Consider the following 26,053-nt stretch of genomic DNA (forward strand, 5'->3'; position numbering starts at 1 on the left):
GCTCTCGCGAAAGTGCGGGAAAAGCGGCCGGTTGCGAGGAATGGGAGGACACGATGTCGAAGCTCGTGGTGCATGCGGGGCCATACCGGTTCGATGCGAGGCTCGAGGAAGAGGCGGCGCCTCAGACCTGCGCGGCGTTCCGCAAGGTGATGCCGTTCGAAAGCAAGATCGTGCATGTGCGCTGGAGCGGCGAGGGCGTGTGGATCCCGCTCGGCGATATGCAGTTCGGCGTCGGTTACGAGAACCATACGAGCTATCCGGCGCCCGGCCAGATCGTGCTCTATCCGGGCGGCATCAGCGAGACGGAGATCCTGCTCGCCTATGGCGGCGTGCATTTCGCCTCCAAGGTCGGCCAGCTCGCCGGCAACCATTTCATCACGCTGACCTCGGGGCTCGAGGATCTCGCGAAGCTCGGCCCGATGACGTTGTGGGAAGGCGCGCAGCCGATCCGCTTCGAATTCGCCTGAGCCGCTGGGGCTCAGGCTTCAGCTCAAAATTCCGCGGAGGCCGGATCGGGAGGCGGTGCCTTGCGATCCGGCCTTTTTGCGTTTGCGGGCCTCAGCGGCCGGTGGCCGCCAGCAGATGTTCGGGATAGCGCTCGCCTTCGACGTCGATCTCGGCGAGAGCGGCACTGATGCGGCCGAGATCGTTCTCGCTGAGCTCGATTTCGGCCGAGGCGAGATTTTCCTCAAGGCGGTGGAGCTTGGTGGTGCCGGGGATCGGCACGATCCAGGGCTTTTGCACCAGGAGCCAGGCGAGCGCGATCTGCGCCGGCGTCGCCTCCTTCTCCGCGGCGACCTGTTTCAGAAGATCGATCAGCGCCTGGTTCTTCTCCATCGCGTCCGGCGTGAAGCGCGGCAGGAGGGCGCGGAAATCCGTCTCGCTGATCTTGGTGTCCTTGCTCATGGAGCCGGTCAGGAAACCCTTGCCGAGCGGAGAATAGGGGACGAGGCCGATGCCGAGCTCCTCGCAGGCCTTGAGGATGCCGTTGGTTTCGACGCCCCGCGTCCACAGCGAATATTCGTTCTGCACGGCGGCCACCGGCTGCACCGCATGCGCCCGGCGCAGCGTCTCCGCGCCCGGTTCCGACATGCCGAAATGCTTCACCTTGCCTTCGGCGATCAGCTCCTTGACGGTGCCGGCAACCTCCTCGATCGGCACGTCCGGGTCGACGCGGTGCTGATAGAAGAGGTCGATCTCGTCGATGCCGAGCCGCTTCAGGGATGCGTCGGCGACCTCCTTGATGTGTTGCGGCCGGCTGTTCATACCCGCCTGCTTGCCGTCCACGATGTGGAAGCCGAACTTGGTGGCGATCACGACCTTGTCGCGCACGGGCCGCAAGGCCTCGCCGACGATCTTCTCGTTGGTGAAGGGGCCATAGACCTCGGCCGTGTCGAAGAAGGTGACGCCCCGTTCCACGGCGGCACGGATGAGCGCCACGGCGTCGTTCTCTTCCGGGAAATCTGTGAAGCCGAAATTGAGGCCCATGCAGCCGAAGCCGAGGGCCGAGACCTCAAGGTTGTCGGCAAGCTTGCGTGTTTTCACGGTGTCTCTCCATTGAAGAATTTTCGAACTGGGCGGGATTTTCGAACGGGCATGTCCGGGGTGGCGTGTCTGAGCGTTCAAGCACTCAGCATCTTGTCAGTGGGTGCGGCCGGCGGGCCTGTGAGGTGTGACAGGATGCATCCTGCCCCGGCAAAGCATCGAAGTCATGCCCGGAAATTAGGTGGGGTGCGGCCGGGCGACCAGACGTCGATCGCCGCCAGGCGGCGCGAACGCTTCCCTCAGCCATAGAACAAGCGCAGCAAGCGAGATGGTCGCGCGGCTGTTGCTGGCGGTCTTTTCGGGGCGGTCTCGGAGGCCTGGGGACTGGTCGGCCTTGGAGAAGCCCGCCTCTGGCAGGTCGTTCCACGGTGCGCCGGTGCCGAGGCTTCCAAGGCCGCCTCGAACCTCATGTGTCTCCGCTTTTAGCTCCAGGAGCCGATATGGCCTAGGAGGCGGCTTTCAACGAGAAGGTCACGGTGGCGTTGTCGCCGGACCCCCCGGAATGATCCACGCTGTAATCCGAAGACAGCGGGCCATCCAGTTTGATGTCGTAGCTGTTGGAGCCGACGAAGGGATTGTCCCAATAGATATAGAGGGTCGTCTGCCCATCCTGCAAACGATAGGTCACGGACCCCTCGGTCCCCGTCATGAAACCATCGGATTCACTCTCCCAGCTCACCGTTAGGGGCTGGGCTGCGCTGCCCGCCCCGATTTGTTCCGGCGGCAACATGTCTTCGGTCCAGATGCCGTGGGCCAGATTCCAGGATTGCCTTGTCAGAAAGGCATTCGTGCCATTCTGGAACTGGACGAGCGTGCTTCGAGCGGCCGTCATTTGCGCCTGCCTTTCCGGTTCGCGGCAGGCCTTCCGATCGACTCCTGCCCGACGATGTTGTGCGGCCATTGCGGCAGCACCATCGATTGAATGACCGCCGGGGGCGTTGCGGCCTGGGCGGTGATCGCCCAGCCGTCATCGTATGCCGCCCGCGCATAGTATCCCCAAGATGTCGGGAACCCGAGAAGGACGGGTCGAACGCCATAGGCTGCGTTGTCGTAGAAGAAGTACGTCTGGGCGGAAAATCTCCAATCGAGGTAATCGCACTTCTTCAAGGAGTCGGCGAGGAGAAAACCGGGATCGTCGTCGAATTCGACGGTATATTCGACGTCGTCTTGCGTGACATCGACCTGCGTGTCGGGGTAGGGATAGGTGTTTCCGTCAAAGTAATAATTTCCATTCGTCGTCAGAATTTGTGTGGCGCGGCCATTATAGAAAAAATAGTAATTTACATTAACGAGATTTATCGCATAAATTCTGCCGCTGCTCGTAAAGCTGTGAAATTTCGTGAACAGCGTGATGCCGGAATCGTCGTGATCTCCGGCGAATTTCACCCAAAGCTCTCCGTCTTCGTCCTGGATTGTCGCGTGGGCGCCAAAATATTCGAAGGTCGTCGGGTATGCGTAGCCGGCCTTTCCCACCTGAAAATCCGAAGAGGCGAAGAACGGTCCTGGCGGATCTCCCGTATATGTTCCTCTCAATTGGACCGTGATTGGAATGAGGGCGTGCAAGGGGAGCGCCATCTCCGGAATCATATTGAGAGGATAGGCGTTCATATTGGCCGGGTTCGTCGTCCCGGCGGCGACCGCATAGGCGATGGCGTCAAAAAGATAGGTGTTGCCGAGGACGGTCCAGGCGGGGTCCTGCATTTCTCCGGGCGGAATGGGCACGCCATTGATCGTTCCGATGAATTGGCTGACTTCGCCCGCCTCAAGTGTCTCGTTGGCGGTGGCCTGGATGAGCGCTGCCCCTTCGGCTTGCGCTCGTGCATTGCGCCGCAGGATGGCATCATCAGAAAGTAGTCGTTTTTCCGGTGATTTGTTTTTCTGTACCGAAAGACCAAAGGAATCCATAGAACAAACCTCTCGCCGCAAGAGATATCCTATTGATTTCATGGTACGACAAGATGATCATCTGTCAATGGAGGGGCGGTGTCATCCCTTTCTGCCTCTCTTTCTGCCGCTCGGGTGAATGTTTCCCACGCCTGACGCCTGGTTCGTCGTCTTGCGGAGCGAGAGCCGGAGGTGGGTCTTTGTCCGGGAGGCGGCTCGGAGAGGCCGGGGAGTGGGCAGGGCGCGGCCAGGAGGGGGCCAGAGAGGGCCAGAGAGGGACAGAGGTCTTCCGATGATGCGCGCGGCCCGCCGTCTGTGCCGATTGCCGCAGCGCCGAGAAGGCCCGCAAAAAGGGCGGTGTTAGCCGTTTTGTGACCATATTGTTGCCCGAGGAGGCCGTTCTTCTTCCGCGAGGTCAGCGGACAAAAGGAGCGGGACAGGAATGGGCAGTTTGCCCCCCGAAAGGGGGATGGGGGAAGGCGAGGACGGATCGTCCGCGGACCGGATTTTCAAGGCGGGGTTTTTCATTTCGCTCGTGTTCATCGCCTTCGTTGCGGGGGCGATCATGACGACGGCCGGGGTGACGCCCGGGCCGCAGATCAGCGATGCCTATCTCGGCGGCAAGGCGCTCTACGACCGCGCCACCACGACGCAAAATCTCTATCTGACGGATCTCTGGTATCCCGAGCGCCGGCCCGACAAGGGCGTGACGGTGAACGATGCGACGCGGACCGAGCAGGGGCTGACGCTCTATACCTCTGGCGAGGAGGCGGTGGCGCGGCTCATCGCCATGGACGGCACCGTCGTGCACGAATGGCGCCGGCCCTACAGCTCCGTCTGGCACGAGGGCGCCGCCGTGAAGCGGCCGCAGCCCGACGCCTTCGTCTATTTCCGCAAGGCGATCGCCTATCCGAACGGCGATCTTCTCGTCGTCTACGAGGGGGCGGGCGACACGCCCTACGGCTACGGCGTCGCCAAGCTCGACAAGGATTCCAACGTCATCTGGAGCTATCTCGCCAACGCCCATCACGACATCGATGTCGGGCCGGACGGGCGGATCTACGTCATCACGCATGAGTTCGTGAACGAAAAGCTCGACGGATTCGACAATTTCAAGCAGCCGCGGCTCGACGATTTTCTCGTCATCCTGTCGCCGGACGGACAAGAGCTGAAGAAGATCGCGCTCATTCAGGCGGTGGCGCGGTCGGAATTCCGGCAGATGCTCTACACGGTGTCGGCCTTCGCCGTGTCGGACCCGCTGCACACCAACAATGTCGATTACATCACGGCGGAAGAGGCGGCGAATTTCCCCTATGCGGAAGAGGGGCAGGTGCTTCTGTCCTTCCGTGAGCTCGGCGCCGTCGCGGTGCTCGATCCCGATGAGGAGACGATCACCTGGGCGAAGCGCTCCGACTGGCTCGGCCAGCACGATCCGGACATTCTGCCGAACGGCGATCTCATCCTCTTCGACAATTTCGGCAATTACGAGCGCGCCAATGCCCGCTCGCGCGTCATCGAGGTCAATCCGCGCACGTCGGAGATCGTCTGGGAATATGGCGGCACGCCCGAAGCGCCGCTCGACAGCATGATCCGCTCGGCGCAGCAGCGTCTGAAGAATGGCAATACGCTCATCACCGAATCCTCCGGCGGGCGGCTTCTGGAGGTGACGCGCGAGGGCGACATCGTCTGGGAGTACATCAATCCCGTGCGGGCGGAGACGCTTGCCGGTGAGACGGTGCCCCGCCTCTCCATCCTGTGCTGGGGCCAGCGGCTGCCCCCCGATTATTTCGACGCCTCCTTCACCAGCTCGTTGCAGGCGACGAGCCAGACAGGGAAGAAAACGATATGAGACGGTTTGTGTTTTTTGCTGTGACTGCAGCACTTCTGCCTTCGGCCGCCTTCGCCTATGTGGGCCCGGGCGCGGGGCTCAGTCTTCTCGGCGCTCTGTGGGCGCTCGTCGCCGCGATCGGCCTTGCGATCAGCTTCGTCGTCGCCTGGCCTGTGCGTAAAATGATGCGCAATCGCCGCAAGGCGGGTGCTGCGCGGCAGGAGAATGCCGCCGGTGCCGCCCCGCTTTCTTCCGAGGCCGCGACCGCAGAGCCGGCCGGCGTCAGCGAACGGACGGCGAATGGGGCTTCTTGATCTGCCGGCGCCGCTGTTCGGCTGGATCGACGGACAGCTGTCGCACATTCTGCCCTCCTTCCTGGTGGTCCTGATCTGGGCGTCGGTCGCCTCGATCGCCTCCATGGAGCTCTACCGGCTGTTGTCGCCGCAGGCGCGGATTGCGGAATTGCGGGTCGCGCTGAAGGGCGCGCAGGAGAGGCTTTCGGAGTTCGACGGGCCTTTCGACGAGGCGGGCGGGCTCATCCGCAACATGCTGGGACTTGCCCTCAAACGGGTGTTTCTCGTGCTGCCGTCGACGCTGATCGCCTCGCTGCCGCTTCTCACCCTCATTCTGTGGCTCGATTCCTCCTATGCGCGCACGCTGCCGCCGGAGGGCCAGAGCGTCACCGTGCGGGCCTCGGGCAATTTCGGCGGCGAATGGGTGGAAGACCGGCCGGCGCCGCGGGCGATCGTGAAGGACGCGAGCGGGGCGACGATCGCCGACGTGCCGGTGAAGGCGCCGGTGCCGGTCGTGCACAAGAAGCAATGGTGGAACTACATCATCGGCAATCCGATCGGCTATCTCGCCGACGAGGCGCCGGTCGACGAGATCGAGATCGATTTGCCGAAGCGGGAGATCGTCACGGCCGGGCCGTCCTGGGCGCGCGGCTGGGAGATCATCTTCTTTCCGGCGCTGATCCTGATGTCGTTCGCCGCAAAATCCATCCGGAGGATCGAATAGATGGCGCAGGATCGAATAGATGGCAAAGTCTGAGACGAGCGGCCCGAAGGTCAGCGGCTGGATGGATTTTCTGAGCGGCCTCGTGGAGCGGCATCCGAGAGCGTTCATCCGGCTCGGCGATTTCGAAACGCGGATGGCGCGCGAGCGCATTGCGGAGATCCGCGTGGAGCGGCCGATCTATGTGACGGGGCTCGCGCGCTCCGGCAGCACGATGCTTCTCGAGCTTCTTGCGACCCATCCCGACGTCGCGACGCACCGCTACCGCGATTTTCCGGCCGTGATGACGCCGTTCGCCTGGAACTGGTTCACCGACCATGCGGCGAGCGGCGAGGCGCCGGCTGAGGAGCGGGCGCACAAGGACCGCATTCTGGTGACGCCGGAAAGCCCGGAAGCCTTCGAAGAGGTGATCTGGATGGCGTTCTTTGCCGGTCTGCACGATCCGGCAGCCTCCGCCGTGCTCGACCGGGCGACCGCGCATCCGGAGTTCGAGCGCTTCTACCGCGAGCATATCGCCAAGCTTCTCGTGCTGCGCGGGGGGCGGCGCTATCTCGCCAAGGGCAATTACAACGTCACGCGGCTCTCCTACCTGCAAAAACTCTTTCCCGGTGCGCGCTTCCTGGTGCCGGTGCGCGACCCGGTCTGGCATATCGCCTCCCTGATGAAGCAGCACCGGCTCTTCGTCGAAGCCGGCAAGGCCGATCCGCGCATCACGCGGCATCTGAGCCGCACCGGGCATTTCGAATTCGGCCTGGAGCGGCGGGCGATCGGGCTCGGCGACAGCCAGGCGCCGGAGATCATGCGGCTGTGGGCCGAGGGCCAGGACGTCGAAGGGTGGGCGCGTTACTGGGCGGCGCTCTATGGGCATGTCGCCGACAAGCTCGACGCCGATCCGACGCTGGCGGCGGCCACCCGCATCGTGCCCTATGAGCGGCTTTGTGCCGATCCGGCGCGCGAGATGGCGGCGATCGCCGGCCATTGCGGGCTTCAAGGCGGCAATCTGCCGACGCTTGCGGCCGAGCGGATCAGCGAGCCCTCTTACTACCAGCCCGATTTCACCCCGGAGGCGCTGCGCATGATCGCGGCGATCACCGAAGAGAGTGCGGCACGGCTTGCCCGCCATGCCGGCGAGACGCCCGCCCGGACCGAGCCGCGCGTCGCCGCGATGGCCTGAGGGGGTGACACGCGCAGGGCTGCGCATGCATGCCGACAGTGGACCATCCCGGCGCAGATGCGATATGGTGCCAAAAGGTATTACCTTTTGGCGTCGAGGCGCGCATGGCATCTGCAACATCCATCAAGCTCGATGACGAGATGAAGGCACGCGTCCGGCATCTCGCCGAGGCGCGGCAACGCACGTCGCATTGGATCATGCGGGAAGCCATCGCGCAGTATGTCGAGCGCGAGGAGAGGCGTGAGGCGCTTCGGCGCGACACGCTGCAGGCGTGGGAAGAGTTCCGCGAGACGGGGATGCATGCGACCGCCGACGAGGTCGACCGGTGGCTGGAGAGCTGGGGAACCGACGACGAAACGCCTGCTCCCGGATGTCACAAGTAAGATTTGCCCCGGCGGCGATCCGGCTGCGCCCGCATTCTTCAGGGTCGGCGCGCCGGGGAGGGCGCGCCGGGGTTTTTCAGGCGAGCTCAGGCAGGACGGCTTCGATCTCCTTCCGCCGGGCCTCGTATTGGTCGGGCAGTTTCAAGGCCTGGCCGAGATCCGTCTCGGTCTCGTCGATGGCAAAGCCCGGATCGTCGGTGGCGATCTCGAAGAGGACGCCGCCCGGCTCGCGGAAATAGACCGAGCGGAAATACTTGCGGTCCTTCTGCTCGGTCGTGGCGATGCGATGCACCTCGCGCAAGCGCCGCGCCATCTCCGCCTGGCCGGCCTCGTCGGCCCGGAAGGCGATGTGGTGGACGGAGCCCGCGCCCATGCGGCCGCGCAGGAACTCGCCGGCGGCATGCAGATCGACGAAGGTTCCAGGCGTCGTCGGGCTGCTGCCCTTTGCCTGAAAGCGCGCAAGCGAACCGTCTTTGCCGGCGGCTTCAAAGCCCAGCACATCCGTCAGGATCTCCGCCGTCGGCTCCGCGTCCTCGAGAAGGAGCTTGACGCTGTGGATGCCGCGGATCGCGTGCTCTGGCGGAATCTCGCCATCCGACCAGCCGGGTTCGGCCTCAGCACCCGCGACGCCGACGAGCGCGAGATGCGTGCCGTCGGGATCGGTGAAGGGGATCGTCGTCTCGCCGAAGAGTTTCGTGGGCGCCTCATGGGCGACGCCCTTGTCGACGAGGCGGTGCGTCCAGAAGCTGAGCGAGGCCTCGGGCACGAGAAACCGCGTCTCCTGCGTCTCGCCGATGCCGGCGCGGCCGGGGGCGGCATGCTCCAGCGGGAAGAAGGTGAGGATGGTGCCCGGATGGCCGGCCTCGTCGCCATAATAGAAGTGGTAGCCGCCGGGATCGTCGAAATTCACCGTCTTCTTGACGAGGCGCATGCCGAGGATGCGGGTGAAGAAATCGAGATTGCGTCGCGCCGAAGCCGCGATCGCGGTCACGTGGTGGATGCCGTTGTGGCGCATGGTGGAAGCTCCCATCAGATGCGTTCGTGACGAACGCGCTCTTTCGTTCCTCCCACAGATAGGCTGGGAACGGCCGATTGCGACGGGGAAGACATTGCGCCGATGCAATGATATATGTGCAAAGAAGCCGTTTGAATTGCATGTGGGGAATGTTCAATTTCGGGGAAGACCAACCGAAATTGGAGCGACAGATGATCGATACTCGCCTTGCCCCCTATGGCGCCTTCCTCCTGCGCATCTCGCTCGGCGTGATGCTCATCGCCCACGCTTATATGAAGATCGTGACCTTCACCGTTCCGGGCTTCGAAGGCTTTCTCGCCCAGCTCGGCCTGCCGACCCTCTTCGCCTGGCCGATCATTCTCGGCGAACTTTTCGGCGGGCTGGCGCTGATCGCCGGCGTCTACAGCCGCCTCATCTCCATCCTGGTTCTGCCGATCCTCCTGGGCGCCATCTGGGTGCATGCGCCGAACGGCTGGAGCTTCTCCGCGGCCAATGGCGGCTGGGAATATCCGGCGTTCCTGTCGGTGGCGGCTCTCGTTCAGGCGCTGATCGGCGACGGGGCCTTTGCGCTGCGCCGCACGGTGCTGCCGGCGTCTGCCCATGCGGGCCGGGTCGCGGAAGCCGCATGAGGCTTCACGACAGATTTCGAAAAGACCGGCCGCGTTCTCCTTCCCGGGAGCGCGGCCGCCATTCCGTTTGAGGGAAAGATTGGTCGAGCCGTTCAAGAATCTCGCCTGGGACGATTTCCGCCTGATCAAGGCGATTGCTGACGCCGGCCGGCTTCCGGCCGCGGCCGAGCTTCTCGGCATCAACCATTCGACGGTGTTTCGCCGGCTCGGGCAGATCGAGGCGACGCTCGGGGTGAGCCTCTTCGAGCGCCATCGCACCGGCTATGTGCCGACGGCGGTGGGCGAGGAGATGGTGGAGCTCGCCAGCGACATCGACGAGCGCATCACGGGTTTTGGACGCAAGGTCGCCGGGGCCGAGGTGGTGCCGGAGGGCGAGGTGCGCGTGACGACGAGCGACACGCTTCTGACGCATCTCTTCACGCCGCTGTTTGCGCGCTTTCGCGAGAAGGAACCGCGCGTGCGCCTCGACATCGTCGTTTCCAACCAGGCGCTCAACCTTTCCAAGCGGGACGCCGACGTGGCGATCCGGGCGACCGACACGCCGCCCGAGAACCTCGTTGGGCGCCGTGTGGCCCGCATCAACTGGGGACTTTACGGGCGGCCGGCCGATTTTCCGGATGCGGGCCCCGAGGCCAGGGGTGTCGAGGTCTCGGATCTGTTCGATCGGCCCTGGGTGGCGCTCGGCGACCGGATGGCGGGGCTCAAGGCGGTGCGTTTCGTCCACGAGCACGTGCCGGCGGAGAAGATCGTCTACCGCATCAGCAGCGTTCTCGGCCTTGCCGAGGCGATCGCGGAGGGGATCGGCATCGGGCATCTGCCATGCTTCATCGGCAATGCCGAGCCCGGTTTGACGCGGCTTGCCTCCGCCGAACCGGCCTTTGCCACCGATCTCTGGCTTTTGACGCATCCCGATCTCCGCCATGCCGCGCGCATCCGCGCGCTTCTCGACTTTCTGGCCGCGGAAATCGCGCGCGATCGCGATTTCATCGAGGGGCGGAAAGGCCGGGAAGTCGAGGACGGGCAGACCGGCCGGCAGACCGGCAGGCAGACCGGCCGGCAGATCGGCGGGCCGGGTCGGCAGGCTGGCACCAGCGCCGACGGATAAGATTCTCTCCAATCATTCATCTGGAAAGAGTTTCACCTGTGGTTGCGGAGCGCTATTGTGCACTGCAGCAACCATATCGATGCGCGGCCGTTTTCCCCCTGCCGCTTCGGGGAAGCGGCTCTAGAGGAACCACGTTGAGAAACCTGTCCGACACCATTGCCCGGCTTTCCGCCTTGAAGGGATTTCATCTCCCGCGCGGACCGGTGGTCGATCGCCTTTTCGAGATCTCCCGCTTCGGCTCCAATCCGGGGGCGCTGCGCGCGCGAGCCTATGTTCCCGACGACCTGCCGGAGGGGGCTCCGCTCGTCGTCGTGCTGCACGGATGCACGCAAAGCGCGGCCGGCTACGACCACGGCTCCGGCTGGTCGCGGCTCGCCGACGAGGCGAAATTCGCGCTTCTGTTTCCCGAGCAGCAGCGCGGCAACAACCCCAATCTCTGCTTCAACTGGTTCCAGGAGGACGATATCCGCCGCGGCTCCGGCGAGGCGCTGTCGATCCGCCAGATGGTGGAGCATATGGTGGTGACGTACCGGCTCGACCGCAGCCGCGTCTTCGTCACCGGCCTGTCGGCGGGGGGCGCGATGGCGGGCGTCATGCTTGCGACCTATCCGGAGGTCTTTGCCGGCGGCGCGCTCATTGCCGGCATTCCCTATGGCAGCGCCACCTCGATGCCCGCCGCCTTCGACCGGATGCGCGGCCATGGCCTGCCCGGCGAAGACGAGCTGCAGGCGGCCGTGCGCGGCGCCTCCGACCACAACGGGCCCTGGCCGATCATTTCGCTGTGGCACGGGACGGGTGACCGCACCGTCGATCCGATCAATGTCGAGGCGACATTGGCGCAATGGCGGGCGCTGCATCACGTCGCCGCCGAACCCGACCGGACGGACGAGGTCGACGGCTATCCGCACCGGGTCTGGCACGACCGCAACGGGCGCGCGGTGATCGAGGAGTTTTCCATCACCGGTATGGGCCACGGAACGCCGATCGAGGCGGACGGGCCGAACGGCTATGGCACGCCGGCGCCCTTCATGCTCGACGTCGACATTTCGTCGACGCTGCATATCGCGCGCTTCTTCGGGATTGCCTCAGAACCCGCCGGCGGGCGCACACGCAAGGCGATCATGCGCATGGCGGACACGCCTCTGCGGGCGGCGGCGCAGCCGCTCCGCAACGGCGCCGGCGCGACCGCCAAGGAAAAGACGGCTGGCGCGAAGACGGCTGGCGCGAAGACGGCGGGCGCGAAGACGGGCGGGGAGAGCGGCAGCCGGTCCAAAGGCTCCGGACGCTCGGCCTCCGGGCCCTCGATCTCCGGTGTTGGCAAGGTGATCGAGGACGCGCTGCGCAAGGCCGGCTTGATGCGCTGAGTTTCGGGCGCGGCGCAGGCCGGTCTTTCTGCGCCTGACGCCTGCAATCTTGTGATAAATTCCCTCCGGGAGAGGCCGGAGGGGGCAATGCCCAAGAATATCGTCATTCTCTTCGACGGCACGTCGAACGAAATCTCCGAAGACCGTACCAATATCCTGCGCCTTTACGGCACGCTGGAGAAAAGCGAGGACCAGCTCGTCTGGTACGATCCGGGCGTCGGGACGCTGGCCGCCGACAATTCCTGGGTGAGGTGGTGGCCACGCGTCGTCGAATTCTGGGGCATGATGACGGGCTGGGGCCTCGATGAGAACGTCAAGGAAGCCTACCGCTTTCTCGCCGAGACCTGGGTGAGCGGCGACCGGATCTATCTCTTCGGCTTCAGCCGGGGTGCCTATTCGGCCACGGTGCTCGCCGGCTTCATCCACGCGATCGGCATTCTCGAGACGCGCAATTTCAACCTCCTCGACTACGCCTACCGCGCCTATCGCAGCGTCGGTGCCGAGCGCGAGACGAAGCTCGACGAGATCCGGCTCTACGACCGGGTTTTGCAGACCGAGCATCCGCCGATCCGGCTTCTCGGGCTCTTCGATACCGTCGCCTCCGTCATCGAGCATGGCGGCTATCGCATCCGGCTGCGCTCGCATGCCTTCACCAATGCCAATCCGAGCGTCGAATGCGTGCGCCACGCCGTGGCGATCGACGAACTTCGCGTCATGTTCCGCGCGCAGCTCTGGCCGGAGGCGGAAAACCAGGATGTCCGCGAGGTGTGGTTTGCCGGCGTGCACGGCGATGTCGGCGGCGGCTATCCGGAGGCGGAGAGCGGGCTCGCCAAGGTGCCGCTCGCCTGGATGATCGGCGAGACGGCGGATATGGGGCTCGTCTATTCCGAAGAAGTGGTGCGGCGTATCGTTTGCGGTGAGGGGGCGACGAAATACGAAGAGCCCGATCCGCTCGGCAAACGGCATCGATCGATGAACTGGTTCTGGGCGATCTTCGAATATCTGCCGCGGCTCTGTGCGCCGGGTTCGGGCGGGCGGAGCGTTCTCGGTCTCGCCTGGCCCGCCTTCTTCTCGGGGCGCAAGATCGCGCCGGGTGCGCGGGTGCACCGCTCGGTCGTCATTCGCCGCGACAGGCTCGGCGAGACGCACAAGAACCTGCCGGAGGAATTCATCGTCGAGGGGTAAGCGCACGGGGAGGGGCATGCGGCTCCGCGGGCGATGCTGCGTGGCCCGTGGGGGCTTGCTGTGGACGTCATCCATGGCGAGGCTCATCCTCGCTTCCCGGAGGCCGCAGGTTTGTGATCGGCACGCTGCCATCCAGCCAGGCAGCGCGTCATTGTCCATTCGCCGGCAGGACTTTGCGAAGGAGGTAAGCCATCATGGATCTGACGAAAGAGAAGATAGAGAACAGCATTTCCGAGAGGCGGCGGGCGCATACGAACCTTCTTCGTCATGCGAAGAGCTATGAGAAATTTCTGGACGTCGAGACGGCCGCCTTCGCGCCCGGCGCCATAGATGTGAAGGCGAAGGAATTGATGGCGCTTGCCGTTTCGATCGTCACGAAATGCGAGCCGTGTATGGAATGGCATCTGCATCAGGCGCTGACGCATGGGGCGAGCGAAGAGGAAATCTACGAGACGATCGATGTGGCCATCGAGATGGGGGGTGGGCCGGCCCTGGCCTATGCCCGCTTTGTCGTGACGGCTCTCGCTCTCGCCCAGGCCGGGCTCGGCGATCCATCGTCCACGGATGAGAGGTGAGACGGCTCTCCGCGAACCGGCGCGCCCGCAGGAGAATGCCCCAGTCCTCCTCGCAGACGGGGCGCGGGCCTTTTTGAGGCCGCCTGTCGTCGACTATGATGGGCCATGACCTATTCCATTCTCGCCCGAGAGCCCGAGACCGGAGCGCTCGGCATCGCCGTGCAGTCGAAATTTCCGGGCGTCGCCAACCTCATCTGCCACGGACGGGCGGGTGTCGGGGTGATCGCGACGCAGGCTTTTTCCAATCCCGATCACGGCACGAAGGGGCTCGACCTTCTGGCGCTCGGCGTGCCGCCGGAGACGGTGCTCGATCTGCTTTTGGCCGAGGATGCGGCCGCGGGCGAACGCCAGATCGCCATCCTCACGGCCGATGGGCGGGCGGCGCAGCACACCGGCGCGGCGGTGGAGAGCTGGGACGGCGCGGCCTCCGTCGCCTTCGGAGACAATGCGCTCGCGCATGGCAATTCGCTCACCTCCGACGACGTGCCGGCGGCGATGGTGGCGCGTTTCGAGAGCGCCAAGGGCGATTTTCAGGAGCGGCTGATCGCGGCGCTCGTTGCAGGCCAGGAGGCGGGCGGCGAATTGCGGGGCGTGCAATCGGCGGGGCTGCAGGTGTTTCTGGCCGGGGCCGGCTATGGCGGGCGGCAGGGCAGGGCCGTCGATATCTCCATTTACGATCATAACGATCCCATTTCGGAGCTATCGCGCTGCTACCGGCTCCACCGTCTTTCCTATTTCGGATCGGATCCCGACAATCTCGTTCAAATTGACAGCAAAATCGCTACATATTTAATTCGATTGCTGATGCGGGAGGGCTATCTCGATCCGGATAGTTCCAATTCGGCGGGTATCTGGGGGCCCGAGAAGATCGCCGCGATGGCGCGCTTCATGGGTGTCGAGAACTACGACAACCGCATCCGCGACGACGATTTGATCGACACCGAGGTTTTGAGCGACATCCGAGCGCGCAAGGGCGGTTGAGGGACGTGTCCCGCTCATATGATCTTGCAAAAAGGATCATATGACCTAATCTCCGCATCGGGAGATGCTGATGGAAGACGCGCTCAAAGAGCCTTCGGCGGAAGATGTGCGGGCGGTCGCCTTGAAGGCGGTGGGCCGCATCGCCGATTCATGGTCGCTGACGGGGCGCGAGGCGGCCCTGCTCGCCGACATGTCGGAATCGACCTGGAAGCGGGCGCGCAGGCCGGGCTTTGCCGGCGATCTCACGCGCGATCAGATGCTCAGGCTCAGCGCCATCGTCGGCCTCTACAAATCGCTCGAACTCTATTTCAATCCGCCGATCGCGCGCCGATGGGTCCGGCTTCCCAACAAGGGTCCGGAATTCGACGGGCGCCGCCCGATCGATGCGATGATCGAAGGGGGCTTGCCGAAAATTCTGCGCGTGCGCAGTTACGTCGATGCCCTGCGGGGCGGGGCGTGAAGATCACCCCGCTCGAGGCACGGGGGCTCGTTCGTCTCATTTCGCAAACGCATCACAAGCCGCCGGTGCTGCGCGGCCTCGTCGACAGCGACGAGGAGGCGGCGATTCTGGCGGAGCTCGAAGGCGAGACCAGCGCCCGGCTGATCGCCGAACGCGAGGGGAGCCCGGCGCTCGATCGCCGCGAACTGGTTTTCGCCCGCCGCGCGCACGACCTCAAAGTCTATGGCGAGAGCCATATCAACGCGGCCTTCACCTATACGCGCCCGACGGGCAACCGCTTCAATTCCGGCGAGCGCGGCGCCTGGTACGCGGCCGACGACGTGGTGACGGCGACGGCGGAGGTCGGCTTCCACCGCACGCGAGAGCTCGCCTTCATCGGCATTTTCGACGACGAAGCGCATTATGTGGAGCTTCTCGCCGATTTCATCGGCGATTTTCCCGAGATCGAGGCGGGCAGAGCCGTGCCGGAGAGGGAGGCGGCGGCGCTCGATCCCGATCCCTCTCTCGGCTATCCGGCGGGGCAGGCCCTTGCCGCCGAACTCCGCCGCGAGGGCTGTCGCGGGCTGCTCTATCCCTCGGTGCGCCGGCCGGGCGGGCGCTGCTTCGTCGCCTTCGATCCGGGCATCATCCAGAATGTGCGGCCGGGCGCCTCCTGGCGGCTCGTCTGGCGCGGCAGCCCGGAGTTTTTCGTGGAGGGGAGGTAGTTCGGTGCAGTTCGGAGGTTATCACCGCCGCTGAGCGCAAAGAACAGGCATAGAAATCGAACATCATTCGTGCTGAGCTTCGTTTTCAACGACGGAGATCGACAAAGGGACGTCGGAATGCAGGACGGACAGGAATGCGATAATCCGCTGATTAGAAAGCTCAAAGGGTTCGTTGCTCTCGATCAGGAGGATTGCCGGCTTCTGGGCGAGCTCATCGAGAAGACCCGTTCGGTGCGGGCGCGGACCGATCTCATTCAGGAGGGCGACGAGCCCGACCATGTGCATCTGATCCTCGAAGGCTTCGCCTGCCGCTACAAGATCCTGCCGGAGGGCAGCCGGCATATCATGGCCTATCTCATCCCCGGCGATTTCTGCGATCTGCACATCTTCATCCTGAAGGAGATGGACCATTCGCTGTCGGCGCTGTCGCCCTGCAAGGTCGTGGATATTCCAAGGGAGCGGATCCTCAAGCTCATGGAAAGGCCGAAGCTCGCCCAGGCGATGTGGGCATCGGCTCTCGTGGACGAAGCCACGTTGCGCGAATGGCTCGTCAATCTCGGCGGCCGCGAGGCGACGGAGCGGGCCGCGCATCTCCTCTGCGAGCTGCTCTATCGGCTGAGAGCGGTCGGGCTCGCCAACGGCGACAGCTACGAGCTTCCGCTGACGCAGATCGATCTCGCCGACACGCTCGGCCTGTCGAACGTGCACATGAACCGCGTCTTGCAGCGGCTGCGCGGCGACGGGCTGATCTCGTTTGCGGGGTCCCGTCTCGTCATTCACGACATCGAACGGTTGGAAGAGTTCGCCGGCTTCACGCCGAACTATCTGCATCTGGACCAACAGAAGCTCGCGCCCCGCCCGCACGCCTGAGGGCTCAGAGCTCGCCGTCGGCGACCTCTCTGGCCGAGAAGCGGACGACGAAGATCCTGTTGCCCTCGGCGTCGATCACTTCGAGACGCCATTCGTCGCCCGTCCAGAAGCGGCGACCGAGATCGCGCATGATCTCTCCGGCCATGCGGACGGCTTCGGCCTGGGCTTCGTAGGAGTCGGCGATTTCGGTGCCCTCGCGGTCGAGCTCCGCGCTGTCCGGGTAGACGTTGAAGAAATAGCGAGGCACGGCGCTTCCTTCATCAAGCGATGCGCCTGCTCCATACCGACCGTTCGCGCAGATCACGCTGCACCCGTGCCGGCCGGCCGTCACTCACCTGTGTTAGGCGCCGGGCGGCCGGATTCGGCCGCGGGCAGCCCACGGGCAGAGAGGCCTGCATGCCTCTCGCTCAAGGGTGCCAGGCGGCCCGACAGCGCCTCCGCAACCCTTGGAGGAGCTTTCAAGCTTCGCGACAGCCTGAAATTTTATGGGTGCGAAGACCGTATTTTCTGTTTGGAACGAAACGCCCATGCTCCGACTTGCCATGGCCGCCCTCGTGGCGGTTCCAGCCTTCGCCGCGAAGGCCGAACCTGTGCCGTCCGATCCCGTGGCGCCCGATCCCAAGCGGCTCATCGATGCCCAGGTCATGGACGATATCCGCACCTGGATGGATTCAGAAGTCGTGCGCCTCTCCGTCAGGACGCAGAACGCGCGCTATGGCGCGCTCGAGCAGGCCAAGATCGACGAGCTCGACACGCAATGGAAGACCGAGCGCGAGGCGGTCGACAAGCCGTTGATCGCGGCGACGCTGTCGAACCCGCTGTCGGTCTATCTCACGCGCATGCAAGGCCAGTCGGCCGGTCTCTTCGTCGAGATCTTCGTGATGGACGACAAGGGGCTGAATGTCGGGCAGTCCTCGATCACCGGCGATTTCTGGCAGGGTGACGAGGCGAAGTTCCAGGAGACCTATCCGAAGGGCGCGGGCGCCGTCTTCATCGACGCGCCGGAATTCGACGACAGTCTGCACATCTGGCGGGCGCAGGTGAACATGACGCTCGCCGAAGAAGCCAGCAACACGCCGATCGGCGCGGTCACCGTCGAAATCAATCTGACCGAGCTGGCGCGCCGCAAGCTCGCCATGGCCAAGTGATCGGAGACCTGACCGTGCTCAACAACATGTCCGTGACACTGAAAGCGATCCTGGCCTTCACGGTTTTGACCGTGATCGGTCTCGTGCTCAATTCCGTCATCTATCTCCAGGCGGTCGACGCCGAACGCGCCGTGGCCAATTACGGCGAGCTTCAGAATTCGATCATCGAAATCTCCAAGCTCGAAGGCGTCATCGAAGACCAGTCCGTCGGCCTCAAGAACTTCCTTCTGACCGGCGACCGCGACTGGGTCGCCAGGATCGAGGCGAAACGGGCGGACACCGAAGCGCTCGCGGCCGAGATCGCGCCGATGCTCGCGCATCTCGAAATTGCCGACCACATCCAAGACGCCATGACGAAGTGGCGCCAATGGTATGAGGATTTCGTCGTGCGCCAGATCACGCTGATGCGCGATCCGATGACCGTCGATCTCGCCAAGGCGATCGAAGCGGCCGGCAACGGCCAGGCGGCCTTCCGGGCGGTGCGCGAAGATATCAAGATGAGCCTCACGGAGCTTGCCGAGCAGCAGGGCGTGCTTGCGACCGCCCAGAACGGCGCTCTGTCGATGGTGGAGACGGTGGCGATCGTCAGCGCCGTGATCAGCGCGCTCTGCGCCGTGCTCTTCGGCATCTTCAACCATCTGAGCGTCGTGCGCCCGCTCGGCAGTCTCGCCAAGGTCACCCAGGACCTGTCCGAGGGCCACACGGACATGACGATCACGGAAGTGAAGCGCGCCGACGAGATCGGGCGGATGCACAATGCGCTCTCCGTCTTCCGTGCGAGCCTGGTGCGGGCGCGGGAATTGGAGATCGCCTCGGCGGAAGAGCGCGAGACCGCGAACCGGCAGCGCCGCGAAGCGATGCTGCGCCTCGCCGACGAGTTCGAGGCGTCCGTTCTCAGCCTCTCCGGCGAGATCAGCTCCGCCTCGCAGCATCTGGAGGAGACGGCGGGTCTTCTGCAGGAGGTCTCAAGCTCCACGAGCCAGCAGTCTCTGTCGGTTTCGTCGGCGGCCGAACAGGCGACCAACAACGTGCAGACGGTGGCGAGCGCGACGGAGGAATTGTCCGCCTCCACGCGCGACATCAGTGCCCAGATCGAGGCCTCCTCGAAGGTCGCCCGCACGGCGGCCGACGAGGTGGAGCGGTCGAGCCAGGCGGTCGACGGGCTCAATGCGGTCGTGCGGCGGATCGGCGACGTGACGCAGCTCATCACCGACATCGCCTCGCAGACCAATCTCCTGGCGCTCAACGCGACGATCGAGGCGGCGCGGGCCGGCGAGGCGGGCAAGGGCTTTGCCGTCGTCGCCGCCGAGGTGAAGGCGCTCGCCGAGCAGACGGCCAAGGCGACGGAGGAAATCAACCGCCAGATCGCCGACATCCGCTCGGCGGCGGACGTCTCCATCGAGGCGACGCATTCCATCGCCGAGATGGTGCGCGACATCGCCCAGCGCTCCGACGAGATCGCGGCCTCCACCGAGCAGCAGAACGCCGCCACGAGCGAGATCGCCCGCAACATCACCGAGGCCGCGACCGGCACTCAGGATGTCAGCGCGTCGATCGGCAAAGTGTCGCAATCGGCAATGCAGACCGGGAATGCGAGCAACGAACTGCGCCAATCGGTGGGCGATCTCGACACGCGGCTCGGCTCCCTGCGCAGTGCGATGAACCAGTTCCTGGAGAACGTTCGTGCCGCATAAGGCCCGACTCGGTTAAGGTCGGAGCGACAGTGGCGCGGGCGTTGGCCCGCTCCGGAGCCTCGCTCATTTTGAGGGAAGCGATTCTTTTTCGCGTCGGCAGGGCGGTCCGGCTAGAGAGACGCAAAGCGCGATGCGGACATCGCGCAGGCGGCTCGAGGCAGCGGATCGCCGCCGACGCGAAGTCTCATCGGGCTGGGGTTCTCACCCGAGCCCCGCGATAGAGCGGTTCATCCGAGCCGCTCTATCGGCGCATCCAGGCCAAAATTTCGCCGACGATGCCTCTTCGGAAGGTCAGGACGCAGATGACGAAGATGGCGCCCATGACGACCGTGACCCAGGAGCCGATCGTCGACAGATAGTTCTGCAGCGCGATGACGATGCCGGCGCCGACGACGGGCCCGAGAATGGTGCCCATGCCGCCGATCAGGGTCATCAGCACGACCTCACCCGACATGTGCCAGTTGACGTCCGTCAGGGTGGCGCTCTGGAAGACGATCGCCTTCGTCGCGCCGGCAAGGCCGGTGATCGTCGCCGACATGGTGAAGGCGAGCACCTTCAGGAGCGCGACCGGATAGCCGAGCGAGATCATGCGCGGCTCGTTTTCGCGGATGCCCTTCAAGGCCTGGCCGAAGGGCGAGTGGACGGTGCGGTAGAGGACGAAGAAGCCGGCGGCGAAGATCACGGCCACGAAATAATACATCGTCAGCGTGTCGCGGAGATCGATGAGCCCGAAGACGGTGCCGCGCGGAATGCCCTGGATGCCGTCCTCGCCATGGGTGAAGGGCGCCTGCAGGCAGAAGAAGAAGACCATCTGGGCGAGCGCCAGCGTGATCATGGCGAAATAGATGCCCTTCTGGCGGATGGCGATCGCGCCGAAGACGAGGCCCATCACGCCTGCTGTGAGGGTGCCGGCGGCGATGCCGAAGACCGTGCCGATGCCCCAGACCTTGACGGCATGGCCCGCCACATAGGCCGCCATGCCGAAGAAGGCGGCGTGGCCGAAGGAGAGAAGCCCGACATAACCCAGCATCAGATTGAAGGCGCAGGCGAAGAGGGCGAAGCACAAAAGCTTCATCAGGAAGATCGGATAGATGCCGAGGAACGGCGCGACGGCAAGCGCGGCGATGCCGACGGCAGCGATCAGATAGCCGGCGAGGCGATGCCTGCGAAACGTGTCGTCGCTGAGTTCGACATTGGAGGTCGTGTCGGTCATTCGCGGGGCCTCCCGAAAAGGCCGTTCGGCCGCAAGATGAGAACGATCGCCATGATGACGAAGACGACGGTGGAGGAGGCCTCCGGGTAGAAGGTCTTCGTCAGGCCTTCGACGATGCCGATGCCGAGCCCGGTGACGATGGAGCCGAAGATGGAGCCGAGGCCGCCGATGACGACGATGGCGAAGACGACGATGATGAGATGCTGGCCCATGATCGGGCTCACCGTATAGACGGGCGCGGCGAGAACGCCCGCAAAGGCCGCCAGCGCCACGGCGAAACCGTAGGTGAGGGTCATCATCAAGGGCACGTTGATGCCGAAGGCGCGCACGAGCTCGCGGTTTTCGACCGCGGCGCGCAGATAGGCGCCGAGACGCGTGCGCTCCACCAGAAGCCAGGTGCCGACGCAGACGAGAAGCGAGGCGACGATCACCCAGGCGCGGTAGGTCGGCAGGAACATGAAGCCGAGATTGTGACCGCCGGTCAGGATTTCCGGCGGCGCGTAGGGCTGGCCGGAGACGCCGTAGAAATTGATGAAGGTGCCCTCGATGATGAGGGCGAGGCCGAAGGTCAGAAGCAGGCCATAGAGATGGTCGAGGTCATAGAGGCGCGACAGCATGGTGCGCTCGATGACGATGCCGAAGACGCCGACGATCAACGGGGCGACGATGAGGCTCGGCCAGTAGCCGATGCCGAGATGGTGCAACAAGAGCCAGGCCACGAAGGCGCCCATCATATAGAGCGCCCCGTGGGCGAAATTGATGACGTTCAAAACGCCGAAGATGACGGCCAGGCCGAGGCTCAACAGCGCGTAGAACGAGCCGTTGATGAGCCCGATCAGAAGCTGCCCGAACAACAGGGGCGCCGGCACACCCAGGATTTCCTGCATACGAGCCTTTCCTTGGTTGGGGGAACCTGGCGTTGGCGGGAAGCCCGGGCGGCGAGGCCGCGCCGGGCCGTTTCAGGGACGATCAGTTGCTGACGAGCTTGCAGCTGCCCTTGTCGAGCGGCTGGAAGGCCTCATCGCCCGGGATCGTCTTGACGATGTTGTAGTAGTCCCACTTGCCTTTGGACTCGTCCGGGCCCTTCACCTCGACGAGATACATGTCGTGGACCATGCGGCCGTCCTCGCGGATCTTGCCGTTCTCGGCGAAGAAGTCGTTGATCGGCATCTTCTTCATCTGGGTGACGACCGCTTCGCCGCCGTCATCGTCGATCTCGTCCACGGCTTTCAGATAATGCGTGACGGCGGAATAGACGCCGGCCTGCACCATGGTCGGCTTCTGGCCGTTCATCTTCTCGGCGAAGCGATCGGCGAATTTGCGCGTCTCGTCGGTGCGGTCCCAGTAGAAGCCCGTCGTCAGCGTCAGGCCCTTCGCGACATCGAGGCCAAGGGCGTCGACATCGGTGATGAAGCCCAAAAGGGCCGCGAGCTTCTGGCCGCCCTGGACGATGCCGAAGGAGTTCGCCTGCTTGATCGCGTTGGTGGTGTCGCCGCCGGCGTTGGCGAGGCCGATGACATCGGCGCCGGAGGCCTGCGCCTGCAGCAGGAAGGAGGAAAAGTCGGAGGTGGAGAGCGGGTGATTGACGGAGCCCAGAACCTCGCCGCCATTCTCCTTCACGACCGCCGAGGTGTCCTTTTCGAGCTGATGGCCGAAGGCGTAATCGGCGGTCAGGAAGAACCAGCTCTTGCCGCCCTGCTCGACGACCGCCTTACCGGTGCCGACCGACATGGCGTAGGTGTCGTAGGTCCAGTGCACGAAGGTCGGGGCGCACTGGTCGTTGGTGAGCGCGGTCGAGCCGGCGCCGGAATCGAGAAACGCCGTGTCCTTTTCCGAGGTCACCTGCTGGACGGCGAGCGCCACGGAGGAGGTCGGCACGTCGACGATGACGTCTACGCCGTCCTGGTCGATCCATTCGCGCGCAATGGAAGAGCCGACATCGGGCTTGTTCTGATGGTCGGCGGAGACGACTTCGATGTTGGCGTCGCCGACCTTGCCGCCGAAATCTTCCACCGCCATGCGGGCGGCGACGACGGAGCCTTCGCCGGAGAGATCGGCATAAAGGCCGGAGCGGTCGTTGAGGACGCCGATCTTGACGACGTTGTCGGAAATCTCCGCCTGGGCGGCACCCACCATCGCGGCGAGTGCGGCAAGCGCAGTTGAGGCCAGGGCGACCGATTTGATGCTCATTGGGGTTCTCCTCTCGTTTGGACTTTTTGTGGTGTTCCGGGCGCCGTCCGTTACACGCCCAGAAGTTCGTTGAGTTCGCTCATGCGCGTCTTGATGTCGTCGCGCTGGTAGCGGTCGACGACGCGGCCATGCTCGATGACGTAGTGACGGTCGGCGAGCCGGGCGGCGAAATGGAAGTTCTGTTCAACCAGCAGAACGGTGAAGCCGAGCTCCTGCAGGCGGCGCACGCTGGCGCCGATCTGCTGGACGATGACGGGGGCGAGGCCTTCCGTCGGCTCGTCGAGCAGGAGGAGCTTCGCTCCGGTGCGCAGAATCCGGCCGATCGCCAGCATCTGCTGCTCGCCGCCGGACAGGCGGGTGCCGGAGGCGCCGAGAAGCCGTTCCTTCAGGTTCGGAAAGAGCTCGTAGATTTCGGGGATGGGCAGGCCGCCCTTCTGCACGACGGGGGGCAGGAGAAGGTTTTCCTCCACGGTGAGGCTCGCAAAGATGCCGCGCTCTTCCGGGCAATAGGCGATGCCGCGGCGGGCGACCTTGTCGGGCTTCAGGTCGATGAGCTCCTGGTCGTCGAAGCGGATCGAGCCGGAGCGGCGCCCGACGAGGCCCATGATGGAGCGCAAAGTCGTCGTCTTGCCGGCGCCGTTGCGCCCCAGAAGGCTGACGACCTCGCCTTCGCGGACTTCGAAATCGACGCCGTGGAGAACGTGGGATTCGCCGTACCAGGCGTTGAGATCGGAGACTTCGAGGATGGTCTTGCGCACGCTCATGCCTCCGCCTCGTCGCCCGTGCCCATATAGGCCTCCCGGACCTCGGGGTTCTTTGAGACCTCGTCGTAGCTGCCCTCCGCCAGGATCTGGCCGCGCTGCAGGACCGTGATCGTGTCGGAGAGATCGGCGACGACTTCGAGATTGTGTTCCACCATCAGGACGGTGCGGTTCTGCGCCACCTGGCGGATGAGATCGGAGACGCGGGCGATGTCCTCATGGCCCATGCCGGCCATCGGCTCGTCGAGGAGCATGACCTTGGGTTCGAGGGCCAGCGTCGTGGCGATCTCGAGCGCGCGCTTGCGGCCATAGGGCATCTCGACCGCCAACGTGTCGGTGAATTCCGACAGGCCGACGGCTGCGAGAAGCTCGTAGGCGCGCTCGTGGAGCCGCTCCAGAACCCGGCTCGACTTCCAGAAATGGAAGGAGAGGCCGGTCGGGCGCTGCAGCGCCAGGCGGACGTTTTCGAGCGCCGTCAGATGCGGAAAGACCGCGGAGATCTGAAACGAGCGCACGAGCCCGTCACGCGCCACGTGATGCGGCGTCGACCGGGTGATGTCGTGGCCGGCGTAGCGGATCGTGCCCGAGCTTGGCTGCAGAAATTTGGTGATGAGGTTGAAGCAGGTCGTCTTGCCGGCGCCGTTCGGGCCGATGAGAGCATGGATCGTGCCCTCACGGACCCCGAGATTGACGCCACTGACCGCCGCGAAGCCGGCAAAATACTTCGTGAGATTCTCGGTCTCGAGAATGAATTCCGACATTTCCCCGCCTGATCACAGTTGCCCAATGCGCAGCGGGTTTGCGGGGAAGCATTGTCATCCTCCCTGCGGCCCCGCCGTCTTTTGTTCACAGCAGCCGCGGAGCGGTTCTTTGTTTTATTCCGCTCGGTGCATGTTGTCGCACCGGTTTGCCTGAAACTTCAAGTCAGATCGGGACGACAATGCAGAGATTTTCTGAGAAACGCCGGCTGACGCAGGGGCGGGAACGGGTTTTTCTTGCGGGAGCTTTTGTGGCGGATGGGGCGGCGCCGTCATTTCCGAGCGGCGCAAGGTGGCCGGCTGGCGTGTCGGGGGATGTGTCCAGCGCGTGGCCCCTTGTGACGCGGAGCGGGTTGGGCGGATGCGCGACCCCGCGGGCGGAACAGAAGATGCTTGTCTTCGCCGCCGCTTCCGCCGTTTACTGATGTCCGGGAGGCGGGAACAGCGGAACGAGGTCGACGATGTGCCATCTCTTTGCGGGCATGCCCCGCGAACTCTACGACAGCGAGACCCGCTCCATCCGGCTCTCCGGCCATGCCACCTCGATCCGGCTGGAGACGGCCTTCTGGCAGGTGCTCGAAGAGCTCGCCGCCGAGCAGGGTTTTTCGCTCGCCAAGTTTCTGACGACGCTGCACGACGAGGTGCTCGCACTGCATGGCGAGGCGCGGAACTTCTCCTCGCTCCTGCGCTGCACCTGCCTCGTGCATCTGGAGCGGCGCGGCGCCGCCGCGCAGCCCGAGGAGAAGGCGGGGCTTGCCGGCGGCAAGACGCAGCGCCCGACGGGCGTTTCCGGCGAGGCCGTGGCGCTCGGCTGAGGCCGGACCCGGCGACGCGACGAAGCGCGAGAGGCGCGCGCGGTCGCCGATGAGGGCCGTTTCGGCCGCAAGAGGCCGAGGCGCGCGGGCAAAAGCGCAATTGTATTATCATGATACTACCTGCCTTGCGGGCGGGGCAGTAGACTTCAACCGTCAGCCGGGATGAGCTGGCGGATGAGGAAGAGGCGTGCCGCACCGGCAATTTGGGCCGACCGGGCGCGCCGCCGATGCGCACCAACCGGGCGCAAAGATTGCTGGCACCGACGGGGCGGCTCGATGTCCGCGCCGCGCCAGAGCCGTCCGCTTCGTCCGCCGAGTCGCCCGATGGCGTGAGACATGAAAGGACGATTGTGGCGAAGATAATTCACATGATGATCCGCGTCGCCGAAGAGGCGCGCTCGGTCGAGTTCTACGACACGGCCTTCGGCCTGAAGGTCGCCGGACGCTTCGACTTCGACGATTTCACGCTCGTCTATCTCGCCAATGACGAGAGCGAGTTCGAGCTGGAGCTGACGATCAATAAGGATCAGAGCGCGCCGTATCAGCTCGGCAACGGCTACGGCCATATGGCGGTCTCCGTCGCCGATCTCGAAGGCGAGCATCAGCGCCTCGTGGCCGCCGGGCTTTCGCCCAAGGATATCAAGGCGATGACGCATGAGGGCGAAGCGCTCGCGCGGTTTTTCTTCATCGAGGATCCGGACGGCTACAAGATCGAAGTTCTGGAGCGGCAGGGCCGCTACAAGTGAGTTTGCGGGCCG

29 protein-coding genes are annotated in these 26,053 nt (G+C 64.5%); 19 read left to right on the plus strand and 10 right to left on the minus strand.

The window, feature by feature from the left end:
• The first annotated feature begins 53 nt into the window (after positions 1 to 53).
• On the plus strand, positions 54 to 467 hold the full coding sequence (locus ACK8CP_RS01115) for a DUF3830 family protein (protein ID WP_234628735.1): 414 nt from the start codon (positions 54 to 56) through the stop codon (positions 465 to 467).
• 91 nt (positions 468 to 558) lie between these two features.
• Here the strand turns inward: ACK8CP_RS01115 and ACK8CP_RS01120 are convergent, their stop codons facing one another.
• The 3 genes from ACK8CP_RS01120 to ACK8CP_RS01130 form a co-directional block, all read right to left on the minus strand.
• The gene (locus ACK8CP_RS01120) at positions 559 to 1,545 is read right to left on the minus strand and encodes an aldo/keto reductase (protein WP_414833057.1); all 987 of its coding nucleotides are present in this window, start codon (positions 1,543 to 1,545) and stop codon (positions 559 to 561) included.
• A 445-nt stretch (positions 1,546 to 1,990) separates the two neighbouring features.
• Positions 1,991 to 2,377, minus strand: a complete 387-nt coding sequence (locus tag ACK8CP_RS01125; protein WP_414833058.1) for an aegerolysin family protein — start codon at positions 2,375 to 2,377, stop codon at positions 1,991 to 1,993.
• The gene (locus ACK8CP_RS01130; RefSeq protein ID WP_414833059.1) at positions 2,374 to 3,450 is read right to left on the minus strand and encodes a hypothetical protein; all 1,077 of its coding nucleotides are present in this window, start codon (positions 3,448 to 3,450) and stop codon (positions 2,374 to 2,376) included. Before ACK8CP_RS01130 ends, ACK8CP_RS01125 begins: the two co-directional genes overlap by 4 nt.
• A 421-nt stretch (positions 3,451 to 3,871) precedes the next feature.
• On the opposite strand from ACK8CP_RS01130, the gene ACK8CP_RS01135 reads away from it, so the two are divergent.
• The 5 genes from ACK8CP_RS01135 (at position 3,872) to ACK8CP_RS01155 (ending at position 7,828) form a co-directional block, all read left to right on the plus strand.
• Complete coding sequence (locus tag ACK8CP_RS01135) at positions 3,872 to 5,278, plus strand: arylsulfotransferase family protein (protein WP_414833060.1); 1,407 nt, start codon at positions 3,872 to 3,874, stop codon at positions 5,276 to 5,278.
• Positions 5,275 to 5,571: a hypothetical protein gene (locus ACK8CP_RS01140; protein WP_414833061.1), complete on the plus strand. Its 297-nt coding sequence runs from the start codon at positions 5,275 to 5,277 to the stop codon at positions 5,569 to 5,571. Before ACK8CP_RS01135 ends, ACK8CP_RS01140 begins: the two co-directional genes overlap by 4 nt.
• On the plus strand, positions 5,558 to 6,274 hold the full coding sequence (locus tag ACK8CP_RS01145) for a hypothetical protein (RefSeq protein WP_414833062.1): 717 nt from the start codon (positions 5,558 to 5,560) through the stop codon (positions 6,272 to 6,274). The genes ACK8CP_RS01140 and ACK8CP_RS01145 overlap by 14 nt, the downstream gene beginning before the upstream one ends.
• Before the next feature lie 19 nt (positions 6,275 to 6,293).
• Positions 6,294 to 7,445, plus strand: a complete 1,152-nt coding sequence (locus tag ACK8CP_RS01150) for a sulfotransferase (protein ID WP_414833063.1) — start codon at positions 6,294 to 6,296, stop codon at positions 7,443 to 7,445.
• Positions 7,446 to 7,549: 104 nt separating this feature from the next.
• Positions 7,550 to 7,828: a CopG family ribbon-helix-helix protein gene (locus ACK8CP_RS01155; RefSeq protein WP_234628727.1), complete on the plus strand. Its 279-nt coding sequence runs from the start codon at positions 7,550 to 7,552 to the stop codon at positions 7,826 to 7,828.
• A 76-nt stretch (positions 7,829 to 7,904) separates the two neighbouring features.
• Here the strand turns inward: ACK8CP_RS01155 and ACK8CP_RS01160 are convergent, their stop codons facing one another.
• Positions 7,905 to 8,843: a ring-cleaving dioxygenase gene (locus ACK8CP_RS01160; protein WP_414834311.1), complete on the minus strand. Its 939-nt coding sequence runs from the start codon at positions 8,841 to 8,843 to the stop codon at positions 7,905 to 7,907.
• Between the two features lie 191 nt (positions 8,844 to 9,034).
• Here ACK8CP_RS01160 and ACK8CP_RS01165 point away from each other — a divergent pair, with 191 nt between their 5' ends.
• The 9 genes from ACK8CP_RS01165 (at position 9,035) to ACK8CP_RS01205 (ending at position 16,716) form a co-directional block, all read left to right on the plus strand.
• Complete coding sequence (locus tag ACK8CP_RS01165) at positions 9,035 to 9,472, plus strand: DoxX family protein (RefSeq protein WP_414833064.1); 438 nt, start codon at positions 9,035 to 9,037, stop codon at positions 9,470 to 9,472.
• Positions 9,473 to 9,551: 79 nt separating this feature from the next.
• On the plus strand, positions 9,552 to 10,577 hold the full coding sequence (locus ACK8CP_RS01170; RefSeq protein WP_414833065.1) for a LysR family transcriptional regulator: 1,026 nt from the start codon (positions 9,552 to 9,554) through the stop codon (positions 10,575 to 10,577).
• Between the two features lie 134 nt (positions 10,578 to 10,711).
• Positions 10,712 to 11,941 (plus strand): alpha/beta hydrolase family esterase, encoded by a 1,230-nt coding sequence (locus ACK8CP_RS01175; RefSeq protein WP_414833066.1) that lies wholly within the window; start codon positions 10,712 to 10,714, stop codon positions 11,939 to 11,941.
• An 87-nt stretch (positions 11,942 to 12,028) separates the two neighbouring features.
• Positions 12,029 to 13,126, plus strand: a complete 1,098-nt coding sequence (locus ACK8CP_RS01180; RefSeq protein ID WP_414833067.1) for a DUF2235 domain-containing protein — start codon at positions 12,029 to 12,031, stop codon at positions 13,124 to 13,126.
• Between the two features lie 194 nt (positions 13,127 to 13,320).
• Positions 13,321 to 13,701, plus strand: a complete 381-nt coding sequence (locus tag ACK8CP_RS01185) for a carboxymuconolactone decarboxylase family protein (protein WP_414833068.1) — start codon at positions 13,321 to 13,323, stop codon at positions 13,699 to 13,701.
• Positions 13,702 to 13,806: 105 nt separating this feature from the next.
• The gene (locus ACK8CP_RS01190) at positions 13,807 to 14,682 is read left to right on the plus strand and encodes a DUF1028 domain-containing protein (RefSeq protein ID WP_414833069.1); all 876 of its coding nucleotides are present in this window, start codon (positions 13,807 to 13,809) and stop codon (positions 14,680 to 14,682) included.
• Between the two features lie 70 nt (positions 14,683 to 14,752).
• Positions 14,753 to 15,142, plus strand: coding sequence for an MbcA/ParS/Xre antitoxin family protein (locus tag ACK8CP_RS01195; protein WP_234628720.1), 390 nt, complete (start codon positions 14,753 to 14,755; stop codon positions 15,140 to 15,142).
• Positions 15,139 to 15,846, plus strand: coding sequence for an RES family NAD+ phosphorylase (locus ACK8CP_RS01200; protein WP_414833070.1), 708 nt, complete (start codon positions 15,139 to 15,141; stop codon positions 15,844 to 15,846). Before ACK8CP_RS01195 ends, ACK8CP_RS01200 begins: the two co-directional genes overlap by 4 nt.
• 117 nt (positions 15,847 to 15,963) lie before the next feature.
• Positions 15,964 to 16,716, plus strand: coding sequence for a Crp/Fnr family transcriptional regulator (locus ACK8CP_RS01205; RefSeq protein WP_234628718.1), 753 nt, complete (start codon positions 15,964 to 15,966; stop codon positions 16,714 to 16,716).
• Positions 16,717 to 16,720: 4 nt separating this feature from the next.
• On the opposite strand, the gene ACK8CP_RS01210 is transcribed toward ACK8CP_RS01205, so the two are convergent.
• Entirely contained in the window at positions 16,721 to 16,963 is a 243-nt protein-coding gene (locus tag ACK8CP_RS01210) for a DUF6894 family protein (protein WP_414833071.1), read from the minus strand.
• Positions 16,964 to 17,243: 280 nt separating this feature from the next.
• On the opposite strand from ACK8CP_RS01210, the gene ACK8CP_RS01215 reads away from it, so the two are divergent.
• Together ACK8CP_RS01215 and ACK8CP_RS01220 are read left to right on the plus strand one after the other, a co-directional pair.
• Positions 17,244 to 17,864: a hypothetical protein gene (locus ACK8CP_RS01215; RefSeq protein WP_414833072.1), complete on the plus strand. Its 621-nt coding sequence runs from the start codon at positions 17,244 to 17,246 to the stop codon at positions 17,862 to 17,864.
• A gap of 14 nt (positions 17,865 to 17,878) precedes the next feature.
• Positions 17,879 to 19,558 (plus strand): methyl-accepting chemotaxis protein, encoded by a 1,680-nt coding sequence (locus tag ACK8CP_RS01220; protein WP_414833073.1) that lies wholly within the window; start codon positions 17,879 to 17,881, stop codon positions 19,556 to 19,558.
• 241 nt (positions 19,559 to 19,799) lie between these two features.
• On the opposite strand, the gene ACK8CP_RS01225 is transcribed toward ACK8CP_RS01220, so the two are convergent.
• The 5 genes from ACK8CP_RS01225 to ACK8CP_RS01245 form a co-directional block, all read right to left on the minus strand.
• Positions 19,800 to 20,771 carry a branched-chain amino acid ABC transporter permease gene (locus ACK8CP_RS01225; RefSeq protein WP_234628714.1) on the minus strand — a complete coding sequence of 324 codons (972 nt, stop codon included), beginning with the start codon at positions 20,769 to 20,771 and terminating at the stop codon, positions 19,800 to 19,802.
• Positions 20,768 to 21,658 carry a branched-chain amino acid ABC transporter permease gene (locus ACK8CP_RS01230; protein WP_234628713.1) on the minus strand — a complete coding sequence of 297 codons (891 nt, stop codon included), beginning with the start codon at positions 21,656 to 21,658 and terminating at the stop codon, positions 20,768 to 20,770. The genes ACK8CP_RS01225 and ACK8CP_RS01230 overlap by 4 nt, the downstream gene beginning before the upstream one ends.
• Positions 21,659 to 21,740: 82 nt before the next feature.
• The gene (locus ACK8CP_RS01235) at positions 21,741 to 22,955 is read right to left on the minus strand and encodes an ABC transporter substrate-binding protein (RefSeq protein ID WP_414834312.1); all 1,215 of its coding nucleotides are present in this window, start codon (positions 22,953 to 22,955) and stop codon (positions 21,741 to 21,743) included.
• Positions 22,956 to 23,011: 56 nt separating this feature from the next.
• Positions 23,012 to 23,725, minus strand: coding sequence for an ABC transporter ATP-binding protein (locus ACK8CP_RS01240; protein WP_414833074.1), 714 nt, complete (start codon positions 23,723 to 23,725; stop codon positions 23,012 to 23,014).
• On the minus strand, positions 23,722 to 24,483 hold the full coding sequence (locus ACK8CP_RS01245; protein ID WP_414833075.1) for an ABC transporter ATP-binding protein: 762 nt from the start codon (positions 24,481 to 24,483) through the stop codon (positions 23,722 to 23,724). Before ACK8CP_RS01245 ends, ACK8CP_RS01240 begins: the two co-directional genes overlap by 4 nt.
• A gap of 458 nt (positions 24,484 to 24,941) precedes the next feature.
• Between ACK8CP_RS01245 and ACK8CP_RS01250 the strand changes: the two genes are divergently transcribed.
• Both ACK8CP_RS01250 and ACK8CP_RS01255 read left to right on the plus strand, forming a co-directional pair.
• A complete protein-coding gene (locus ACK8CP_RS01250) occupies positions 24,942 to 25,295 on the plus strand; it encodes a ribbon-helix-helix domain-containing protein (RefSeq protein WP_414833076.1) in 354 nt (117 codons plus the stop codon).
• Between the two features lie 350 nt (positions 25,296 to 25,645).
• On the plus strand, positions 25,646 to 26,041 hold the full coding sequence (locus ACK8CP_RS01255) for a VOC family protein (protein ID WP_414833077.1): 396 nt from the start codon (positions 25,646 to 25,648) through the stop codon (positions 26,039 to 26,041).
• Positions 26,042 to 26,053: the final 12 nt, after the last annotated feature.

The organism is Afifella sp. YEN Y35 (genome assembly GCF_047553465.1).
Lineage (GTDB): Bacteria > Pseudomonadota > Alphaproteobacteria > Rhizobiales > Afifellaceae > Afifella > Afifella aestuarii.